Here is a 20,333-nt window from a genome sequence, read left to right on the forward strand (position 1 = left end):
GTATAACCTGGCCAGAAGGAGGCAATATCAATATGATGCACGGCGACAGCAGGGTGATGGTGGTGGTGTGTTTGGAGACAGCCAGTTTACCAGCACCCTGTCTGTCAACTTCCACTTCCCCAAGATCCCGCGAAGAACCTAAAAAATGGGGCAACATTCGCATGTCACCCCCTCGCAAATAGCATGTTCCATATTGGGCTCCCGCAACCACGGGGGTCTGTCTGGCATCACGGGTTTCCGCTCCCGATCCGCCTCGCCTGCCGGAGCAATCCGGTTGGCCCATTTCCCCTGTTGCCGTCACCCACACGGCAGACCAGCCGCCGTGTTTGTCCTTGCACTCGAGATACTACGCAGTTAAATAAAATAAAAAACCGTTCTACACGCACCTCTATGCAGTCGAGGCCCCTGGATTGTTACTGCGCTCTTAATATAAATCGATTAAAAACAATACGATGCAATCCAGCCCCGTCTTTGGATGGCAAACGTTATCCTCGAAGGCGCACAAGGCTTTGCGAGATCTCGCACAAGGCGGATCCCACTCACAACCAACGATGCAAAGGTAACCAATCGCTCAATTGCGCCAGCAGGCGCCGCCATGCAGAGGGGGACGCCGCCACCGGGTGCACGGCCTGCTGCAACCAGCCATCGATGAGTTGCTGCAACTCGTCGCACAGCGTCGGGCTATGGAGGTGCAGCATCAACTCGGTGTTGAGCATCAGGGAGCGGGGATCCAGGTTGAAACTGCCGAGCAGCGCCTCCTCCTTCCCCATCAGGATCAGCTTGGCATGCAGACTGAACGCCTCCGTCGTCAGCTCGAACAGGGTGACCCCCTGACGCTCGAGCCAGGGGCGGTGACGTCGATAGGCGCCATAGACCAGGGGCACGTCCGTGCTGGCCAGGGAGTTGGTCAGGATCTCGATGTCGACCCCCTGCCGTCGCTGCCCCTTGAGCCGGCGACGCAGCCCCCGTGTCAGGATCAGGTAAGGGCTCACCAACCTCAGGGCCCCCTGATTGCTCGCCAGCATGCGTCCCAGCAGGGGCGCCGTGGTCGGCCGGGCGACCAGCCCCTTGCCGGGGCGATCGAACCAGCACAGCCCTCGCCCGGGATGCCAGCAAAGGGGAACGGGGCACTCATCAAACAGAGTGGCCGGCAGATCATAGGCGGCCGCCATGGCGGGGTCGGTCAGGGTCAGCAGGAAATCGTTCAGGGCCCGGGTTTCGGCTGGCAGCAAGGGGCGTCTCAACAGGCGACGGACCGGGTGGCTCCAGCGACTGTGCCAGAACAGCGCGAACCCCTGCTCGGCCTGCTGACAGAGGGGGCCGCGGCAGACCAGATCCAGGTCGATGAAGTGAGGCGGCATCCCCAGCCCGAAGTAACGATCACCGATGTTGCGCCCGCCGATCACCGCCTGGCTGCCATCCACCAGCAGCAGCTTGTTGTGCATCCGGTGGTTGATGCGGCGAAAGCTCAGCACCCCTTCCAGCAGCAGGGTCAGAGGACGCCAGCCCCGCAGCCAGAAGGGGTTGAACAGGCGAACCTCGATGCCCGGTTCCGCCGCCACCGCCTCCAGAAAGCGGTTCTCCCCGCCGTAGAGATCGTCGATGAGCAGTTGCACCACCACTCCGCGCCGGGCCGCCCGCACCAGCTCCGCCAGCAGCAGCTTGCCGCTGCCGTCCTCTTCCCAGCTGTAATACTGGGCGAGGATCCGGTGGCGAGCCTGGCGGATCAACTGGCATCGGGCCTTCAGGGCGGCGCCGGGATCGGCGAGCAAGGCAAAGTCGGCGGGGATCAAGGGTCATCTCCCTGTCATCTGGTGGTGGCATAACCCAGACGACCGCCCCGATAGCCCAGTGTCAAGGAGCCGATGATGGAACTGCGCGACCACCCCTCCCTCAGTCAGAGACCTCATGCCAGCCAACCGGATCCCACCCCGGCCAGGCTGTTGATGCCCTGGTACCAGCAGCACCGGGATCTGGGCTGGGAACCCCTTGCGCAGCATCACGAGGATCCCCTCCCCGGCCAGCATTGACAGGCTCAGGGCTGCACCGCCTCGATGGCCTCTGACTTGCCCTCCAACTGGGGCAGGCTGAAACGGTAGGCCACGTAGTATTTGTAGATGGTGCCAACGTAGTTGATGGGCCCCTGGCCCACGTCGTTGGCCACCAGCTGCTCCACATTGCCGAACCAGACGTTCGGATCCAGCCCCTTATCGGCCGCCTTGGCCTGCAATGCCTGGACACGGTTCGGACCCGCATTGTAGGCGGCCAGGGCGAACAGATGGCGATTGAGCCTGTCCATCCCGGGATCATTGAAGTAGGTGTCCAGGATGAGCCGCATGTAGCGACAGGCCGCCTCCACATTGCCCTCCAGACTGGTGAGTCTGGCGCCTCGGATCCCCACCTCCTTGCCGGTACTCGGCAGCAGTTGCATGATGCCGACGGCCCCCCGGTGAGAGCCGACATTGGGATTGAGCCCCGACTCCTTGTAAGCCAGCGCGGCCAGCATCAGCCAGTCCAGCTGATACTTGTCCGCCTGGGCCTCCAGTACCTTGCGAATGGTCGACAGGCGCCCCAGCGGGTCCGGCGCCAGTATGTTGCTCATGCGGTCGCTTTGCGCCAGCAGGCGGCGCAATGTCATGTCACTGTAGAGGGTCCGCTTGCTCGACTCCGAGATGTAGGCGTTCACCGCCTTGAGCAGCTCCGGGCTGTTGTTGCGCAGGGCCCAGGCGCTTCGCCCCTTGTCCCGCAGCGGAATCAGCCTGTGGGCCTTGAGGCCGCCAATCATGTCGAGCCAGATCCGCCCCTTGAAGCTGTCGGTGACCGTCAGCGGAATGATCCCGGCTGACACCATCTCCAGCAGGTCCCCATCCTGCAGGTATTCGGGAACCGTCTCGATGTAGACCGGGGGCAACCCCAGCTCCCGAAACAGCCAGTTGAGCTGGTGCAGGCTCTCGAAATAACTGGAGCTGGCTCGCACCCAGATCCGCCGGCCGGACAGCTGGGTGATGCGATTGAAGGCAGGGAGATCCCGCTGGCTCACCACCCACTCCTCGATGGGGGCGATCAGCGGCTGGGAGAAGGTCACCTGCTCGCGCCGGGTGGGGGTGACCGTCAGGTTGGCGGCCACCAGATCCCCGCGCCCCTCGGCCAGATAGTCCAGCAGCTTGTCCTGGCGCACCGGGATATAAATGATCTTGAGCTTGAGCTTCTCCTTGGCCAGGTAGGTCTGGTTCAACCAACGCTCGAATCCCTGAAGCTGATTGACCAGGATGCCGTACTGGGCTCCCTTGTCGAAAAAGAAAAACCCCCGCTCATAGACCACCAGGGCCCTGAGCTCTTTTTTTTGCAGGATGTGTTCGAGATCACCGGCCTGGGGCAGCAACTGCGGCTTGAGATCCGCCGCCAGCAGAGGGAGAGAGCAGAGAGCCAGCAGGGCCCAGATCCATCGCCGCATCATGATTTAACCACCTCGCTGTGGGCCGGTGCGCACCGTCGGGTCTGTCAGAGAAGGCGCCTGCGCCAAGTCATGGGGCGTCGCGGGATCTTCTGCCGATCGGCGCATGCCGGACGGAAAACGGATCGTCCGTGGGATAACTCACTATACAACGCAAAGGGAGGGAAAAAGCGAGGGGCAGAGCAAGACGGCAGGCAAGCCTGCCGTGTCATCACGATCTCAGAGGGAGCGGGCGCGCATCTCGAAGATCAGCTTCTCGGCGGTGCAGGTGAATTGCAGGCGGGCCTTCAGGATCACGCCATCCGGGCCCCGGCTCAGCTCGCTGCTGCTTTTGGCTTCGGCAGTGACCTGCTTGGCCAGCGCCTCGTAAGCCGCAAATTTCTCGCGGGCGTCGACTTCTGCAGCAGCCTCGATCACCAGCTCCATGACGTCGTCACCTTCGCCGATGATGGTGCCAATTTCGGCGAAACAGCCGCAACTGTCACAGGTCTCGTTCAGTTCCACTTTCTCGTCTACAGACATACGTTCACTCCTACTTATTCCGGATATTGTCATCGTCGCGCAAGGCGTTGCGAAAATCCCTGATGGCAGTGCCCAGATCCTCACCGGCGCCAGCCAGGCGTTTGCTGCCAAACACCACGACGACGACCACGAGCAGGATCAGCAGATGCCAGATATGAATGCCACCCAGTCCCATAGGGAGACTCCTGACTGTTAGATACCTGGAGGTTGTATCAAAAGAAAGCGTACCGATTGTTGGGCAAAATCAAGGCAGGTGCAAGTTGGCGAAAAAATCGCGCAAAAACGGCGACGAGGCGCAAAAAAATACGGCGACCATGGGCCGCCGTATGAGTCGGTGCTACTTGTCCCCTCAACCGCTACATCCTGTACCAGCCGCCACCAGGGCGAGAGACCCGTCGAGCATAGGATCGCCAAGATATGAAAACAAATGGTATATATTCATCTAGGAATTGAAGAGGATTCATATCATGTTGCTGGAACAGCTTGCACGCATAGACCTTAATTTGTTGATAATCCTGCAAGTCTTGCTGGAAGAGCGCAACGGCAGCCGGGCTGCACGCCGCTTGCACCTGAGCCAGTCCGCCGTCAGCAAGGCCCTCGGACGGTTGCGGGAGACCTTTGACGATCCCCTGTTCGTGCGCTCGGCCTACGGGATGGATCCCACTCCCCGCGCCCTGGATCTCCAGCAGCAGCTACAACCCATACTGCTCTCCCTGGACAACCTGATCCAGCCGCCGGACTTCGATCCCGCCAGCACGGAGCGGGAGTTCGTCATCGCCAGCATGGACAGCGCCTTCACCCTGTTTGCCCCCCTCTACCTGAGCGAGCTGAAGCGTCAGGCCCCTGGCATCCGCCTGCGCTACGAGGAGTGGACCGAGCACAGCCTGACCGAGATGAGCCAGGGCCAGGTGGATATCGCCTTCACGGTGCGGGAGAACTGCATCAATTCGGATTTTCGCCTCGACACCCTGCCCAACGCCATCTGCCAGCGGCTGCTCACCATCGACGATCTCACCTGCCTGGTGCAACGGGATCACCCTGCCTTGCAGGAGCCCGAGTGGGATCTCGCCCGTTACCTCGCCTACCCTCATGTGCAGACCTACTGCGAGGGGCGGGATCGCTGGATGCTGGATCACAAGCTGGCGGAGCAGGATCTCTATCGCCGGATCGAGGCGACCGTGCCCTCCTTCGAGGCGGCCCTGCGCATGGGCATGCACTCGGACATGATAGTGACCCTCTCCCGGCTCTATGCCCGCCACGCGACCCAGGTCTATCCCCTGGTGCCGCTGCCGCTGCCCATCGCCCTAGACAGCATCTCCCACCTGCTCATCTGGCATCAGCGCCACGAGGAGGATCCGGGCCATCGCTGGCTGCGGGAGACCCTGCTCGCCCTCATCATGGGCAAGCTGGAAACCTCGGTGGACGACCCGGCCGCTGCCGCCTGACGCGCAAAAAAAACGGGGCTCAAGAAGCCCCGTTTCACATTGACGTCAGCATTCGCCCCGTCAGTTCTGACCCGTCACCGCCAGATAGTGGTGCACCCCGTCCAGCAGCATCTGCACCGAGATCATCACCAGCAGCATGCCCATCAGCCGCTCCACCGCGGTGAGTCCTCGCTCACCCAGCAGCTTGTTGAACAGCTCGTAGAACATCAGGATCACGGCGCTGGCCCCCCAGGCCATCAGCAGGGCCAATGACCAGTCCACCATCCGGGTCGGCTCCTGGTTGGCCAGAAGCAGCAGGGAAGCCAGGATGGAGGGGCCCGCAATCATGGGGATGGCCATGGGCACCAGGAAGGGCTCCTCCCCCGCCGCCAGCCCGGTCACGCCACCGGGGCTCGGGAAGATCATCTTGATGGCGATGAGGAAGAGGATGATGCCCCCCGCGATGCTGACCGCCTCCTGACGCAGGTTGAGGAAGCTCAGGATCTGCTGACCGGCGAACAGGAAGCCCATCATGATCACCAGTGAAAACAACAGCTCCCGCAGCATTACCTTGCGTCGACGCTTGGGGTCGACATGGCGCAGGATGGAGAGGAAGACCGGCAGGTTGCCCAGCGGATCCATGATCAGAAACAGCATGACGGCAGCGGAGAATGTGTCCATAGAGCGCCCGGGCAGAACCTTTCAACAAGAGGGGAAGGAGGGCGAAATATAACAAAGGTGGCGGGATTCGGCGAGCGCCCCACCGCGCTCGCCACTGGCGATCATCCGTGGTTGCAGATCTTGTCGGCGCGGGTCTGGAACCCTGACTCCGAGTCGATGAACTTGCCGCGCCTGGCCAGGAAGTCGATCAGGGCGTCGGCGTCCATCTCGCTGGCGCTGCAGGTGTGGAACCGGGCCTCGGCACCGAAGCGCGAGGCGATCGCCGCCCTGAGGCTGGCCCGGGTAAACGGACTCTCCTGCTCCAGCATCATCTCCATCACCTCGTGACCGTGTATCGATTGGGACATTTCGAACCTCTTTAATCATCATGTCAGATGACAATTAAAGCCCGAAGCCCGGAGAGGGTTCTTGATATAGGCCAACAAAACGCCTTTTTTAACGCCAGCGGGCTGGTCGTGAGCGCCGCTTTGTCGATAATGTGGCAACCTGACGGGGGGATGGCTACACTGTCGCCCCTTTTTGCCACCGCAGACAGAAAATAAGGACATTGGCGTCATGCTGTTCCATGGATTGGTCTTCAAACCCTGGCGGATCTGGACCCGTCGCCCGCTCTGGTTGAAGACCCTGCTCGGCATGCTGACCGGGATAGGTCTGGGGCTCTGCTTCAGCGAGCAGGCCCTGCTGCTCAAGCCCATCGGCGTCCTGTTCGTCAACACCATCCAGATGCTGATGGTGCCCCTCATCTTCTGTTCCGTCCTGGCAGGCCTCACCGCCCTGCTCAAGGGCAAGCGGCTCGACCGCATCGCCGGCAAGGCCATCGGCTTCTATCTCTGCTCCACCGCCGTCGCCATCTGCATCGGCCTGATGATGGGCTGGCTGCTGGAACCGGGCATGGGCGCCAACATGGGTCCTTATGAACGGGGCGCCATGGCGCAGCAACCTACCCTGGCCAGCGTGCTGAGCCACCTGGTGCCGCGCAACCCGGTGCAGGCCATGGGCGATGGCAAGATATTGCAGGTGATCGTGTTCGCCGTGGCCCTCGCTCTCGCCCTCAACGCCACCGGACGACGCGGCCGCCCCGCCATCCTGTTCTTTACCTCATTGGCGGAGGGAATGTTCAAGCTGACCCAGATGGTGATGGCCCTGGCCCCCTATGGCGTCTGCGCCCTGATGGCCTGGATGACCGGCAAGTACGGCGTCAGCCTGCTGTTGCCGCTGCTCAAGGTGATCGGCGCCGTCTACCTCGGCTGCCTGCTCCACGTGCTCGGCGTCTACAGCAGCCTGCTGCTCCTGATGGCGCGCCTCAACCCGTTGCACTACTTCAAGAGCATCGTCGATGCCCAGGCGGTGGCCTTCACCAGCAGTTCAAGCAGCAGTACCCTGCCCATCAGCCTGGCCTGCGCCGAACGCAGGCTCGGGGTCTCCCCCGCCATCACCGCCAAGGTGCTGCCCATCGGCGCCACCATCAACATGGATGGCACCGCCCTCTATCAGGGAGTCACCGCCCTGTTCGTGGCCCAGGCCTTCGGGGTGGATCTGCATCTGGTGGACTACCTGACCATCATCAGCATCGTCACGCTGGCCAGCATCGGCACGGCGGGCACACCCGGTACCGGGCTGATGCTGCTGACCCTGACCCTCACTGCCGTGGGACTGCCGCTGGAAGGGGTGGCGCTCATCGCCGGCATAGACCGGATCCTCGACATGGCGCGCACCACGGTCAACGTCTCCGGCGACATCCTGGTCTCCGTGCTCATCGCCCGCAGCGAGAAGGAGCTGGATCTCGCCACCTACCACGATGCCCATGCGGGGGATGACATCGACTTCACCCTGCGCTGAGGGCGCGAGGGGCGTTCAATGATCCTGGGGATCGTGATGGCAGCGCCAGCAGATATCGAAGTTGGCGCCGTTCTCCTCCCCGCACTGGCCGCACAGCCAGCCGTTGCCCTGGCGCTGCTGGTAGCGCTCGATGATCCGGCCCGCCCGCTGACGATCCCGCTCGTTCACCATCAGGGTCACTTGCAGCAGATCCACCGGCAGCTCCCCGAGCGCGCCGGAGAGCCCTTCGCCGCTGAGGCGCACCCTGACTCCCTCTACCTCCAAGGCCCCTTTCAGGGCATGCGCCTCCAGGGAGTGAGAGGCGCGATACAAGTTAATCCACTGATCCATACGTTGTCCTCGAAACCCTTGCCAGTGCCGTCATCACCAGCACTACCATCATTCCAGGGCAAGCATCTTCCGGGAGTGCGATGCCCAATACAGATTCATCCACCGCTCCATACGTTGTCCTCGAAACCCTTGCCAGTGCCGTCATCACCAGCACTACCATCATTCCAGGGCGAGCATCTTCCGGGAGTGAGATGCCCGATACAGATTCATCCACCGCTCCATACGTTGTCCTCGAAACCCTTGCCAGTTCAATCATCGCCGCATCGGGCTCTTCACAGCAGCTTGTCGATGCCGTAAGCCGGGCCGTTGGCCACCAGAAAATCGATGAATGCCCTCAGCTTGCGCGGCATCAGGCGCCGCTCGGGAAACAGCAGGTAGATGGGTACCCTGGGTTGCTGCCACTCCGGCAGCAAGGAGACCAGCGTCCCGTTCGCCAGCTCATCATGGCACAGCATGGCGGGCAGGGAAGCCAGCCCCAGCCCCGCCTTCGCCGCCTCCCTGGCACAGGTGATGTTGTTGACCTGGAAGCGGGACGGGGGATCCACCAGCACTTCACGATCATCCAGCTCGAAACACCAGTGCGAGGCGAGGAACCCCGTGCTGACCGCGATCCGCTCGTGATGCACCAGATCGGCGGGCCTCTGGATCACCGGGTGGCGCGCCAGATAGTCCGGGCTGGCGCACAGCAGCCGCTCGGTGCTCCAGAGACGCCGCGCCGCCAGGTTGGAGTCGCTCATGTCGCCGACCCGCACGATGGCATCCAGCCCCTCGCTGATGGGATCCACGATGCGGTTGGTCAGCTCCAGCTCCACCTTCATGCCCGGATAGGCTTGCAGGAAGTTCGCCACCAGCCTGCCCACCACCAGCTGTCCCGTCTCGATGGGCACCGCCAGCTTGAGGGTCCCTGTCACCTCCTGCTGGCTGGCACTGAGCATCAGCTCGGCCTGGGCCAGCTCCTCCACCGCCTTGCTGCAGCGTAGATAATATTGTTCACCGGCTTCCGTCAGGGTGAGCTGCCGGGTGGAGCGATAGAGCAGCCGCGCGCCGAGACGCTGCTCCAGCTCGGCAATGCGGCGGCTCACCGTCGCCTTGGTCATGCCCAGCTCCTGGGCAGCGGCGGTAAAGGAGCCCTTGTCGACGATACGAACGAGGATTAAGGCAGCATTCAGGTCCATTGTTTCACCAGTGAAACTGTATATCTCATGAATGGATACTAATCGAAACAGTTGCACGATGTTAGCCTGCCCGCCACAGTTCAGGAAAACCAATATCATGAGTCAACACAAGAAGATCCCCCTGCTGGCCGCCCTGGTGCTGGCCCTGCTCGGCCTGCTGTTTGCCGGTTACTGGTATCTGCATGGCCGCTACTTCGAGAGCACCGACAACGCCTACCTGCAAAGCGAGGTGACCGGCATCGGTTCCAAGCTCTCCGGCTACATCAGCGAAGTGCTGGTGACCGACAACCAGGCGGTGAAGGCCGGCCAGCTCATCGCCCGGCTCGACGACCGCGAATACAGGACCAAGGTGGCGGAGGCCGAGGCCGATCTGCACCTCAACCAGGCGACGGCGGATAACCTTGCCGCCACCCGTATCCAGCAGTTGAGCCTCATCCGCCAGGCCGAGGCAAAAGTCAGCTCGGCCAATGCCGAGCAGGTCCGGGCCCAGCAGCAGGTGCGCCGGGTCAGCCAGCTCAATCAGCGCCACTACAGCTCCCAGGACAGCCTGGACGAGGTGCGCGCCGGCTTGCAGGTCAACCAGGCCCAGGAGCAGGAGGCCAAAGCCGCCCTGCAGGCCGCCCGCGAGCGGCTGCTGGTGCTGGATGCCGAAGCCAAGCAGAACCAGGCCAAGCTGGCCCTGAGCGAGGCCCAGCTTGAACAGGCCAGGCTGGAGCTCGGCTACACCGAGCTGCGGGCACCGGCCGACGGCATCATCGGCAAGCGCAGCCTGCGGGCCGGGCTCTATGTCCAGTCCGGCATGCAGGTGGCCAGCCTGGTGCCGCTGCAGCAGGTATGGGTCGAGGCGAACTTCAAGGAGACCCAGTTGCAGCACATGCAGCCGGGGCAGAAGGTGGAGGTGATCCTGGATGCCTACCCGGATCAGCCGGTCGAGGGGATCATCGACAGCCTGGCGCCGGCCACCGGTGCCAAGTTCGCCCTGCTGCCGCCGGAGAACGCCACCGGCAACTTCACCAAGATAGTGCAGCGGGTGCCGGTCAAGATCCGCATCCCGGAGCCGGGTGCGCTGGCGGGCAAGCTGCTGCCCGGCCTCTCTACCGAGGTGATAGTGGATACCCGCACCCCTGAACCCGTGGTGGCCGCCCACTGATGGAACCCATTCCACGCCGCAACTGGATCGCGGTCATGGGGGGCCTTATCGGCGCCTTCATGGCCATCCTCGACATCCAGATCACCAACGCCTCCCTGAAGGACATTCAGGGGGCGCTCTCGGCCACCCTGAGCGAAAGCTCCTGGATCTCCACCTCCTACCTGGTGGCGGAGATGATCGCCATCCCCCTGAGCGGCTGGCTGAGCCGGGGGCTGAGCGTGCGGCGCTACCTGCTGTGGACCACGGGCGCCTTCATCGTCGCCTCCGTGCTCTGCTCGTTCAGCTGGAACCTCACCAGCATGATCGTCTTTCGGGCGCTGCAGGGCTTCACCGGCGGAGCCCTGATCCCTATGGCCTTCTCCCTCATCGTCAGCCTGTTGCCGCTGCAAAAGCGGGCCACCGGCATGGCGCTGTTTGGCCTGTGCGTCACCTTCGCTCCCGCCATCGGCCCGACCCTGGGGGGCTGGCTGACGGAACAGATGTCCTGGCACTACATCTTCTACCTGAACGTGCCACCGGGACTGCTGGTGATGGCCATGCTGGCCCACGGACTGGACCGGAAGCCGGTGGACTGGGAGGTAATCAAGCGGGTGGATCTCGTCGGCATCCTCACCATGGCGGTGGGGCTGGGTCTGCTGGAAGTGGTGCTGGAAGAGGGCAACCGGGAGGACTGGTTCGGCTCCAGCTTCATCGTGCGGCTCACCGTCATCTCCGTGGTGGCCCTGGTGTTCTTCGTCATCAGCCAGCTGCTGCGCCGCCACCCCCTGGTCAACCTGCGACTGCTGCACAACCCGCGCTTCGCGCTGGCCTGCTTCGCCTACCTGGTGCTCGGCATGGCCCTGATGGGCTCCATCTATGTGCTGCCCCTCTACATGACCCAGATCCACAACTACAACGCCCTGGAAATCGGCGAGGTGCTGATGTGGATGGGGTTGCCCCAGCTGCTGGTACTGCCCCTGGTGCCCAAATTGACCCACAAGATAGACCCGCGCTATCTGGTGAGCTTCGGCTTCCTGGTGTTCGCCGTCAGCTGCTTTATGAACGTCAACATGAGCGCCGACTATGCCGGGCCCCAGCTGATCCAGTCGCTCATCGTACGGGCGCTGGGGCAGCCCTTCATCATGGTGCCCCTCTCCCTGGTGGCGACCGCCAGCCTGACCCCGGACGAGATCCCCTCCTCCTCCACCCTGCTCAACGTGCTGCGCAACCTGGGGGGCGCCTTCGGCATCGCCATCATCGCGACCCTGATCGACAACGATACCCGGACCCACGTCAGCCAGATCGGCAGCACCTTGGCCGCCACCAGCATCGAGGGGCAGAGCTACCTGCTGCAGCTGGCCCAGAGCATGATGGCTCAGGGCTCGGATCCGGCACTGGCGCAGCAACAGGCCAGAGCCATGCTGTCGAACACCATCAGCCGCGAGGCGGCCATCATGGCCTACAACCAGGTGTTCTTCGTGATGGGCATCTTCCTGCTCATCGCCAGCGCCCTGATGCTGCTGCTCAAGCAGCCGGCCCCGAGGGCGCCTGATGCAGAACCGGTCGAGGCGTGAAAACGGTGGGGATGGAATAGCAAAACGGGCCAGAAGGCCCGTTTTTCATTGCTGCCTGCCGGTCAGCCCGCCAGAGAGGCGGCGATCAGGAACTGGGCGGCGAAGTAGCTGGTCATCACCCAGGCCGTGGCATGGGGGAACGGACGACGGAAACGGTCGAGGGCCAGCATGCTGTCGGAGAAGAGGAACATCAGCGCCCCCACCAGGGCGGCGGCGCTGCCGGCGGTGAGGGAGGCATGCCAGGCGCCGGCGGCCACCCAGGCCATGGCGATGATCACCAGCATGTAGCAGAAGACGGGGATCCGCATCTCCCCAAGACTGCCCCACAGCAGGCCGAACACCAAGGCTGCCAGCCCCAGCAGCAGCAGGCCGTCCACCAGCTTGAGCACCAGGGGGCCCTGGGCAAAACCGACGATGTAGCAGAGGTGCGCGACAAGAAATGCCGCCAGCCCCTGGATGAAGCGATCCCGTGGCAACATCAGCAGTACGTCGCCAGCCAGGGAGAGGCAGAGGCCGAGCAGGATCCAGGCATGGGAGCCATTGTGATCGTCACTCTGGTAGCCAAACGCCAGGGCGATGATGAACAGCATGGTCAGGGGCTTGCTGATGTAGAACTGACGGGAGTCTGAGCCATAGGCCGCGCGGATGTGCCACCAGCCCGATGCGATGATCAAGAAACTCAATACCATACCCTGCTCCTCACCGACTGCGCGCGCTCGGGCGGCAACCCCTTTAGTGCACGCAAGAGTAGCAAATTCCCCCGGCCAGTGGCAGAGGGTGAGACATATGGCACCCTACACCTAAAGTCTAATTGCCCCTCCCTCGTGGCTCGGGCATAAGAGACAGCTCTGGAAGATCACCATGGAAGACGCTATGACCAACTACCTGCCCGCCATCGACATCATGATGTGCCACCTTGGCATCAGCTTTGAGCAAGCCTGCGAGCAGCTTGGCCTCAGCCCGCAGGAACAGCAGACCCTCGACCAACTGCAAAAACAGAAGCAGACCCAGTCCAACTGATGCCCTGGACTGATGGACCGAAGCGGCCGGCATCACAGCCCAGCATAAAAAACGGCGCCCGAAGGCGCCGTTTTTTATTGGGTGATGATCAGGGTCGAGCGACCCGGCGGCGTTGCAGCCAGACCACGGCCCCGAACAGCAGGAAGCCCGGCAGCCACATCAGCTCCTTGGGCCAGCGCTCGGTGGGCGCCTTGACGCTCAGGATCTGCTGATCCATCTCCAGCCCCAGATCGGCGGCCTGGCTGCCGAAGGTGACGGTGTCGATCAGGATCTTGCCGTCCTGCTCATAGGTCTGGATCCCCAGCTTGGCCAGACGGTCCTCACCACTGACGCCCGAAGGCACCGGCAGCAGCACGGTGAAGCGGCGCAACTTGCCCACCGCATCTTCCCCTTCCATGCGCAGGCGCAGGGTGCTTTCGGCCTCCACCTGCCCCATGGTCTGGACCAGCTCGGCCGGGGCGGTGTCGCGATACGGGTCGTGCAGCAGATCCATCCAGAAGCCAGGACGGAACAGGGTGAAAGCCACCAGCAGCAGCAGCACGCTCTCGTACCAGCGGCTCTTCACCAGGAAGAAGCCCTGGGTGGCGGCAGCGAAGATCAGCATGGCGATGGTGGCCACGATGAAGATCAGTACGCCGTGGGCGAAGTCCACGTTGATGAGCAGCAGATCGGTGTTGAAGATGAACAGGAACGGCAGCGCCGCGGTACGCAGGCTGTAGTAGAACGCCGTGATCCCGGTCTTGATGGGGTCGCCCTTGGAGACGGCGGCCGCGGCGAACGAGGCCAGCCCCACCGGCGGGGTCACATCCGCCATGATGCCGAAGTAGAAGACGAACAGGTGCACCGCGATGAGCGGCACGATGAGGCCGTTCTGCTGCCCCAGGGTGACGATCACCGGCGCCAGCAGGCTCGATACCACTATGTAGTTGGCGGTGGTCGGCAACCCCATGCCGAGGATCAGGCTCAGCAGCGCGGTGAGGATCAGCATGAGCAGCAGGTTACCCATGGAGAGGAACTCCACCAGATCCGCCAGTACCAGGCCGACGCCGGTCTGGGAGACGGCCCCGACGATGATACCGGCAGTGGCGGTGGCAATGCCGATGCCGATCATGTTGCGGGCACCGGCAATCAGCCCCTCGCGCAGGTCCACCACGCCATCGGTGAAGGAGCCGTAGTCATGCTTGCCGTCGGTGCGCAGCCAGTTCAGCAGTGGTCGCTGGGTCAGCAGGATGATGATGAGCATCACCGAACCCCAGAAGGCCGACAGGCCGGGGGAGAGGCGCTCCACCATCAGACACCACACCAGCACCACCACGGGCAGCAGGAAGTGCAGGCCGGAGAGCAGCACGGCGCGGGTCTCGGGCAGCTCGTCCAGCGGCTTGTCCGGGTCTTCCGCCGGCAGCGGCGCGTTGCTCGCGGCGATCTTCAGCAGTCCGAGATAGGCGACGGCCAGCAGCACGCTGATCCCCGGCAGGGCATAGTCACCCAGTACCGGCTTGAGCCAGCCCAGACCGTAGTAGACCGCCATGGAGAGGCCGCTGATGAGGGCGGCACCGAAGGCGAAGCCGGTCAGGCGACGCAGCCAGGGGCGCGGCTGACGGTTGCCGATGGGCTGCATCCCGAGCTTGAGCGCCTCGAGGTGCACGATGTAGAGCAGGGCGATGTAGGAGATGGCCGCCGGCAGGAAGGCGTGCTTGATGATCTCCACATAGGGGATGCCCACGTATTCCACCATCAGGAAGGCCGCAGCCCCCATGACCGGCGGCATGATCTGGCCGTTGACCGAAGAGGCCACTTCCACCGCGCCGGCCTTCTCCTTGGAGAAACCGACCCGTTTCATCATGGGGATGGTGAAGGTGCCCGTGGTCACCACGTTGGCGATGGAGGAGCCGGAGATGACGCCGGTCAGGGCCGAGGCGACCACAGCCGCCTTGGCCGGGCCGCCGCGCAGGTGACCCAGCAGGCTGAAGGCGAGCTGGATGAAGTAGTGGCCCGCACCGGCGCGCTCGAGCAGGGCGCCAAACAGCACGAACAGGAAGACGAAGCTGGTGGAGACCCCAAGGGCGATGCCGAACACCCCTTCGGTGGTGATCCACTGGTGGTTGGCCAGCGCATGCAGGCTCACCCCGCGGTGGGCCAGCAGGGAAGGCATCCAGGGACCGGCCAGGCTGTAGGCCAGGAAGACGATGGCGATGACCGCCAGGGCCGGGCCCAGGGCGCGGCGGGCCGCTTCCAGCAGGAGCGGGATGCCGACGCAGGCCACCGCGAAGTCCATGGTGGTCAGGTTGCCGGGACGCTGGGCAAGCTCCTGGTACATCACGAACAGATAGCTGGCGACGGCGGCACCGACGAGGCCGAGGGCGATGTCAGCAAGGGGAACCCTGTCTCGCGGCGAGCTGCGCATGGCGGGGAACACCAGGTAGGCGAGCAGGATGGCGAAGGCCAGGTGAATCGAGCGTGTTTCAGTGTCGTTGAGGACGCCGATGCCGAGGGAGAAGGGCAGCGGCGAGGCAATCCAGAGCTGGAACAGGGACCAGATCAGCGCAAGACCCGCGATGACCCAGCTCATGGGGCCGACGGGCAGCCTGGCGCCGACGTCCTGGGCGATCAGCTCCTCGGCCGAGAACGCCTCTTGTTGTTGTGTTTGCTGCATAGTGTGACTCTGTAGGTACTGCAATAAATGAGACTCGCTCCCCCGAAGGAGGAGCGAGTCCGGGGCACATCCGAAGACGCAGCCGGATTACATCCAGCCACGTTCCTTGTAGTAACGCACAGCGCCTTCATGCAGCGGAGCGGAGAGACCCACCTTGATCATGTCGGCTTCCTTCAGATCCGCGAAGGCCGGGTGCAGGCGCTTGAAACGGTCCAGGTTGTCGAACACGGACTTGACCAGCTGGTAGACCACTTCCGGGTCAGCCTTGGCGCTGGTGGAGAGCACCGCCTTGCCACCGATGGACGGAGTCGGGTTCGGGCTGCCCTTGTAGAGACCACCCGGGATCTCGGCCTTGCTGTAGTAGCTCTTCTCGGCCAGCAGCTTGCCGATTTCGGGGCCGGTGACCGGCACCAGCACGGTGTCCGTGGTGGTGGAGGCTTCCTGGATGGCGCCGTTCGGGTGGCCGACGAAGTAGCTCATGGCGTCGATGTTGTTGTCACCCAGGGCAGAGGCCTGCTCGGCGGGTTTCAGTTCGGAAACCAGGCTGAAGGCGGATTTGTCCCAGCCCTTCACGGCCATGATCTCTTCAAAGGTGTCACGCTGACCGGAACCCGGGTTGCCGATGTTGACGCGCTTGCCCTTCAGGTCGTCGAAGCTGGCTACCTTGGCGTCCTTGCGGGCCAGGATGGTGAACACTTCGCTCTGCAGGGAGAAGACGGCGCGGATGTCATCCATCGGACCTTCGGCCTTGAACGGCTCGACGCCCTTCATCGCCTTGTACTGGTGGTCGGACTGCATGATGCCGAAGTTGAATTCGCCGGAGCGGATGCCGTTGACGTTGGCAACACCGCCGCCACTGGCCGGGGCGTTGCACTTGATCTGGTGATCGGCGGCGCCGCGGTTGAGGAAGCGGCAGATGGACTGGCCCGCCACGTAGTAGACGCCGGTCTGACCGCCGGTGCCTATGGTCACGAAGCGCTCCTGCGCTTGCACCGGACCACCAAACGACACACCGACCAGAGCCGCCGACAAGGCGCACGCCAAGGATAATCCTTTCATGTTCTTCATCCTTTTCATTGATTTATTTCACCCGTTTCCCGGGAGAATATGAGACAGACCCGCATCAAGACTGGGTTCGCCTATACGACCTCGTACGAGGAAATGGTCGAGCGGCACGCGCCCTTCCAAAAGCCACCATCATCCTGCGGTGAGATAATCAGCGTCATGCCGATCGGAGGTGATCTGACCAGAAACGGGTCAGTTCAAAAGCATTAACGCTCCGATTAAGCACATAACACCAACATAAATCAAACAAAACAGCAAAATGGCGGATTTAAATAGCGAGAAGTTTGAAGCGGATCATTCATTTCTCAAGGGCAGATTAATTACATGAACTATCAAAGGGAAGCAATAAAAAGCACGCCCAGATTCTTTCGCAACCCTTGACTGGCAAGGATTAGAAACCTGGTCCGTTATATTGCGAAGTGCTTACTGAACAGCATAAACACGACGTTAATGACGCTTTTGTCGCCAAGATGCAAAAACCCCGATCCGGGGCTGCCGGAACGGGGTTTGGTAACAAGCTGATTTCATTTGGGCCCGGCCATCACGCCTTGCTGCCGGCCAGCTCCAGAATGAAGGCGAACTCCAGGGCGATGTCCTCATAGGCCTTGAAACGGCCCGACTTGCCGCCATGACCGGCCTCCATGTCGGTGCTGAGCAGCAACTGGTTGTCGTCCGTCTTCAGCTCACGCAGCTTGGCCACCCACTTGGCCGGCTCCCAGTACTGCACCTGGGAGTCGTGCAGCCCCGTGCTCACCAGCAGATTCGGGTAGGCCTGGGCCTTGACCTGATCGTAGGGGCTGTAGGCCTTCATGTAGTCGTAGTAGCGCTTCTGGTTCGGGTTACCCCACTCGTCATACTCCCCTGTGGTGAGGGGAATGGACTCGTCCAGCATGGTGGTGACCACGTCGACGAAGGGCACCTGGGCCACCACGCCGCGATAGAGCTGGGGCGCCTGGTTGATGACGGCCCCCATCAGCAGGCCGCCGGCGCTGCCTCCCATGGCATAGACCTGATCCCTGGCGCCGTAGCCTTGCGCCACCAACGCCTCGGTCACGTCGATGAAGTCGTTGAAGGTGTTCTGCTTCTTGAGCAGCTTGCCCTCTTCATACCAGGTGCGGCCCAGCTCCTCGCCACCCCGGATATGGGCGATGGCGTAGACGAAGCCCCGGTCCAGCAGGCTCAGGCGTGAGCTGCTGAAGTCCGGGTCCATGCTGGCGCCGTAGGAGCCATAGCCGTAGACCAGCAGGGGATTGGTGCCTGCACCACCCCCTGCCTTCTTGAACTTGTCCTTGCGATAGACCAGCGACACCGGCACGGCCACGCCGTCACGGGCGGTGATCCAGAGCCGCTCGCTGGCATATTGCGCAGGCACGAAGCCCGCCACCGGCTGCTGCTTGAGCAGAGTCCGCTTGCCGCTGTCCATGTCGAGCTCATAGGTGGAGGACGGCGTGGTCATGGAGGAGTAGCCATAGCGCAGGGCGCTGGTGTCCGGCTCCGGGTTGTAGGCAAGCCAGGTGACATAGGCGGGATCGTCGAAGGCGATCTCCTTCTGTTCGCCGCTCTGCCAGTTGACCTGACGCAACCGGGTCAACCCCTGGCTGCGCTCCTCCAGCACCAGCCAGTCCCTGAACAGGGCATAGCTCTCCAGCAGCACGTCCGGATTGGGGGCGATCACCGCCTTCCAGCGATCCACCGGGCTCTCCTTGGTCTCATAGAGGCCGAAGTTCTTGCCGTCCTTGTTGGAGCGCACATAGAAGCGACCGCGGTAGTGATCCAGGCTGTATTCGTGATCCACCTGACGGGGCAGGAACAGGCGTGGCGTCTGGCCCGGCACATTGGCATCAATGAGGCGCGCCTCGCTGGTGGTGGTGCTGGAGAGGGAGATGACGATGAAATCTTCCGAGGTGGTGGCGTAGAGGCTCACATAGAAGGAGTCGTCCTTCTCCTCGTAGACCAGGGTATCCTTCGCGGGATCCGTGCCCAGCTCGTGGCGATAGACCTGGTAGGGCAGCAGGGTCTTGGGGTGCTTGCGCACATAGAAGACCGTCTTGCTGTCGTTGGCCCACACCAGGTTGCCGGAGGTGTTCTCGAGGGTGTCGGCGGCCCAGGCGCCGCTCTCCAGATCGAGGAACTGGATCCTGTATTGACGGCGGGAGAGATAATCTTCCGCCACCGCCAGCCAGCGGTTGTTGCGGCTCACCTCGAGCGCCCCGAGGGCATAGAACTCGTGGCCTTCGGCGCGCTGGTTGCCATCCAGCAGCAGGGTGGGCGCCCCGTCCCCTTCCACCTTGCTGCGGGAGTAGATGGCGTACTCCTTGCCCGGCTCGTAACGGGTCTGATAGCGGTAGCCGTTCTTCACATAGGGGACAGACTCGTCCTGCTGGGGAATACGGGCCACCATCTCCTTGTAGAGCTGCTCGCGCAGCGGCTTGATCGGTGCGAGCATGGCCTCGGTGTAGGCATTCTCGGCCTTGAGATAGTCCAGCACCTCGGGCTTCTGCCGCTCGTCGTCACGCAGCCAGTAGTAGTTGTCGACGCGCGTGTCCCCGTGTTTTTTCAGGGTATGGGGGTGCTTGGCAGCCACCGGGGGGACAATGACAGGCTGGGTGGAAGTATCGCTTGTAGGCATGGCGGACTCTTCGTTGGCATGGGAACAGGGCGCAGCAAGCAGGCAAGCCAGCAGCAACCCCCGGGAAAAGGTGAACATGTCGCATCCTTTGCGCTGTCACAGGGCCGCCCCTCCCGCTGGTGCTGCACGCATCCAGACGGCACACCGGCAGGCAGTGGGAAAAGCGTCCCTGAGAAAATAAAAATTGGCGATCAATCTGCCCCTTGTCGCCCGGGGTTGCAAGGGCTCCCCGGACATTCCCCCCCAAATCGACGAAAAAGGGCCGCCATCTCGCGATGGCGGCCCTCCTCCCTGACCGTGAGCGACACGGGTTCGCTCAGGTGTGCCTCACATGATGGAAGTGTGTCTGCTCACGGTCAGCATCCATCAGCCGGGGTAGCTCGACCAGACTTTGGTCGCGCCCTCGTCACTGATGCTCAGCACCTGATAGGGCTGCCCCGGAATATCCATGCCCGGCGCACTCTGGGGCATCCCCGGAATGGTCAGACCGCGGATCGCCGGTTTTTCCTTGAGCAGCTTCTGCACGTCGGCAGCGGGCACATGCCCCTCCACCACATAGCCATTCACCACCCCGGTGTGGCAGGAGGCCAGCTGCGGGGTGATGCCATGCTGCTGCTTGATCGGGTCAAGCTGCTCGGTTTCCACGACCTTGACCTCAAAGCCGTTCTCTTCCATGTGCTTGATCCAGGTCTTGCAGCAACCGCAATACTGGGACTTGTAGACGGTCATCTGCCCGGTTGCCAGAGCAGAAAAACTGACGGTACCGGCCAGCACGGCCAGTAAAAGGGACTTGTACATATCTCACCTCGGTTAAGAAGAAATGCCCGGAAAGGGAAAC

The 20,333-nt window shown here is 62.7% G+C and carries 19 protein-coding genes; 6 read left to right on the forward strand and 13 right to left on the reverse strand.

All coding sequences use genetic code 11. The features are described 5' to 3' along the window. Positions 1-539: 539 nt before the first annotated feature. Positions 540-1,793, reverse strand: coding sequence for a phospholipase D family protein (locus MUW49_RS10255; RefSeq protein WP_244812685.1), 1,254 nt, complete (start codon positions 1,791-1,793; stop codon positions 540-542). Between the two features lie 75 nt (positions 1,794-1,868). On the opposite strand from MUW49_RS10255, the gene MUW49_RS10260 reads away from it, so the two are divergent. Beyond that, on the forward strand, positions 1,869-2,030 hold the full coding sequence (locus MUW49_RS10260; RefSeq protein ID WP_010672595.1) for a hypothetical protein: 162 nt from the start codon (positions 1,869-1,871) through the stop codon (positions 2,028-2,030). A gap of 5 nt (positions 2,031-2,035) precedes the next feature. Here the strand turns inward: MUW49_RS10260 and MUW49_RS10265 are convergent, their stop codons facing one another. The 3 genes from MUW49_RS10265 to tatA form a co-directional block, all read right to left on the reverse strand. After that, positions 2,036-3,457: a lytic transglycosylase F gene (locus MUW49_RS10265; RefSeq protein WP_042015292.1), complete on the reverse strand. Its 1,422-nt coding sequence runs from the start codon at positions 3,455-3,457 to the stop codon at positions 2,036-2,038. Between the two features lie 216 nt (positions 3,458-3,673). Further along, positions 3,674-3,976, reverse strand: a complete 303-nt coding sequence (locus tag MUW49_RS10270) for a YfcZ/YiiS family protein (protein ID WP_124813490.1) — start codon at positions 3,974-3,976, stop codon at positions 3,674-3,676. A gap of 10 nt (positions 3,977-3,986) precedes the next feature. After that, complete coding sequence (gene tatA / locus MUW49_RS10275; protein ID WP_010672592.1) at positions 3,987-4,151, reverse strand: twin-arginine translocase TatA/TatE family subunit; 165 nt, start codon at positions 4,149-4,151, stop codon at positions 3,987-3,989. A 292-nt stretch (positions 4,152-4,443) separates the two neighbouring features. Here tatA and MUW49_RS10280 point away from each other — a divergent pair, with 292 nt between their 5' ends. Continuing rightward, positions 4,444-5,421, forward strand: a complete 978-nt coding sequence (locus tag MUW49_RS10280) for a LysR substrate-binding domain-containing protein (RefSeq protein ID WP_041214292.1) — start codon at positions 4,444-4,446, stop codon at positions 5,419-5,421. 60 nt (positions 5,422-5,481) lie between these two features. Here MUW49_RS10280 and MUW49_RS10285 read toward each other — a convergent pair whose 3' ends face one another. Beyond that, positions 5,482-6,081: a YhgN family NAAT transporter gene (locus tag MUW49_RS10285; protein WP_010672590.1), complete on the reverse strand. Its 600-nt coding sequence runs from the start codon at positions 6,079-6,081 to the stop codon at positions 5,482-5,484. Positions 6,082-6,182: 101 nt separating this feature from the next. Then, positions 6,183-6,428 carry a YecH family metal-binding protein gene (locus MUW49_RS10290; protein WP_039040405.1) on the reverse strand — a complete coding sequence of 82 codons (246 nt, stop codon included), beginning with the start codon at positions 6,426-6,428 and terminating at the stop codon, positions 6,183-6,185. 208 nt (positions 6,429-6,636) lie between these two features. On the opposite strand from MUW49_RS10290, the gene MUW49_RS10295 reads away from it, so the two are divergent. Beyond that, positions 6,637-7,920 (forward strand): dicarboxylate/amino acid:cation symporter, encoded by a 1,284-nt coding sequence (locus tag MUW49_RS10295; RefSeq protein ID WP_041214291.1) that lies wholly within the window; start codon positions 6,637-6,639, stop codon positions 7,918-7,920. 15 nt (positions 7,921-7,935) lie between these two features. On the opposite strand, the gene MUW49_RS10300 is transcribed toward MUW49_RS10295, so the two are convergent. Continuing rightward, a complete protein-coding gene (locus MUW49_RS10300; RefSeq protein ID WP_010672587.1) occupies positions 7,936-8,250 on the reverse strand; it encodes a DUF2007 domain-containing protein in 315 nt (104 codons plus the stop codon). Between the two features lie 272 nt (positions 8,251-8,522). Beyond that, positions 8,523-9,425 carry a LysR family transcriptional regulator gene (locus MUW49_RS10305; RefSeq protein WP_010672586.1) on the reverse strand — a complete coding sequence of 301 codons (903 nt, stop codon included), beginning with the start codon at positions 9,423-9,425 and terminating at the stop codon, positions 8,523-8,525. A 97-nt stretch (positions 9,426-9,522) separates the two neighbouring features. Between MUW49_RS10305 and MUW49_RS10310 the strand changes: the two genes are divergently transcribed. Together MUW49_RS10310 and MUW49_RS10315 are read left to right on the forward strand one after the other, a co-directional pair. Further along, positions 9,523-10,575 (forward strand): HlyD family secretion protein, encoded by a 1,053-nt coding sequence (locus tag MUW49_RS10310; protein WP_244812687.1) that lies wholly within the window; start codon positions 9,523-9,525, stop codon positions 10,573-10,575. After that, entirely contained in the window at positions 10,575-12,128 is a 1,554-nt protein-coding gene (locus tag MUW49_RS10315) for a DHA2 family efflux MFS transporter permease subunit (protein WP_244812688.1), read from the forward strand. Before MUW49_RS10310 ends, MUW49_RS10315 begins: the two co-directional genes overlap by 1 nt. Positions 12,129-12,190: 62 nt before the next feature. On the opposite strand, the gene MUW49_RS10320 is transcribed toward MUW49_RS10315, so the two are convergent. Continuing rightward, positions 12,191-12,817, reverse strand: a complete 627-nt coding sequence (locus MUW49_RS10320) for a lysoplasmalogenase (protein ID WP_043756759.1) — start codon at positions 12,815-12,817, stop codon at positions 12,191-12,193. A gap of 172 nt (positions 12,818-12,989) precedes the next feature. Here MUW49_RS10320 and MUW49_RS10325 point away from each other — a divergent pair, with 172 nt between their 5' ends. Then, a complete protein-coding gene (locus MUW49_RS10325) occupies positions 12,990-13,148 on the forward strand; it encodes a hypothetical protein (RefSeq protein ID WP_005332188.1) in 159 nt (52 codons plus the stop codon). 88 nt (positions 13,149-13,236) lie between these two features. On the opposite strand, the gene MUW49_RS10330 is transcribed toward MUW49_RS10325, so the two are convergent. The 4 genes from MUW49_RS10330 to MUW49_RS10345 all read right to left on the reverse strand — a co-directional run bounded on the left by MUW49_RS10330 (position 13,237) and on the right by MUW49_RS10345 (position 20,293). Beyond that, complete coding sequence (locus MUW49_RS10330) at positions 13,237-15,801, reverse strand: TRAP transporter permease (RefSeq protein ID WP_244812690.1); 2,565 nt, start codon at positions 15,799-15,801, stop codon at positions 13,237-13,239. 87 nt (positions 15,802-15,888) lie between these two features. Next, a complete protein-coding gene (locus MUW49_RS10335) occupies positions 15,889-16,860 on the reverse strand; it encodes a TAXI family TRAP transporter solute-binding subunit (protein WP_244812692.1) in 972 nt (323 codons plus the stop codon). Positions 16,861-17,407: 547 nt separating this feature from the next. Continuing rightward, positions 17,408-19,573: a S9 family peptidase gene (locus MUW49_RS10340; protein WP_244812693.1), complete on the reverse strand. Its 2,166-nt coding sequence runs from the start codon at positions 19,571-19,573 to the stop codon at positions 17,408-17,410. Between the two features lie 288 nt (positions 19,574-19,861). Then, positions 19,862-20,293 carry a DUF411 domain-containing protein gene (locus MUW49_RS10345; RefSeq protein WP_010672577.1) on the reverse strand — a complete coding sequence of 144 codons (432 nt, stop codon included), beginning with the start codon at positions 20,291-20,293 and terminating at the stop codon, positions 19,862-19,864. Positions 20,294-20,333 lie beyond the last annotated feature (40 nt).

It is taken from the genome of Aeromonas sp. LsrichE-8G (assembly GCF_022869435.1).
GTDB lineage: Bacteria > Pseudomonadota > Gammaproteobacteria > Enterobacterales > Aeromonadaceae > Aeromonas > Aeromonas caviae.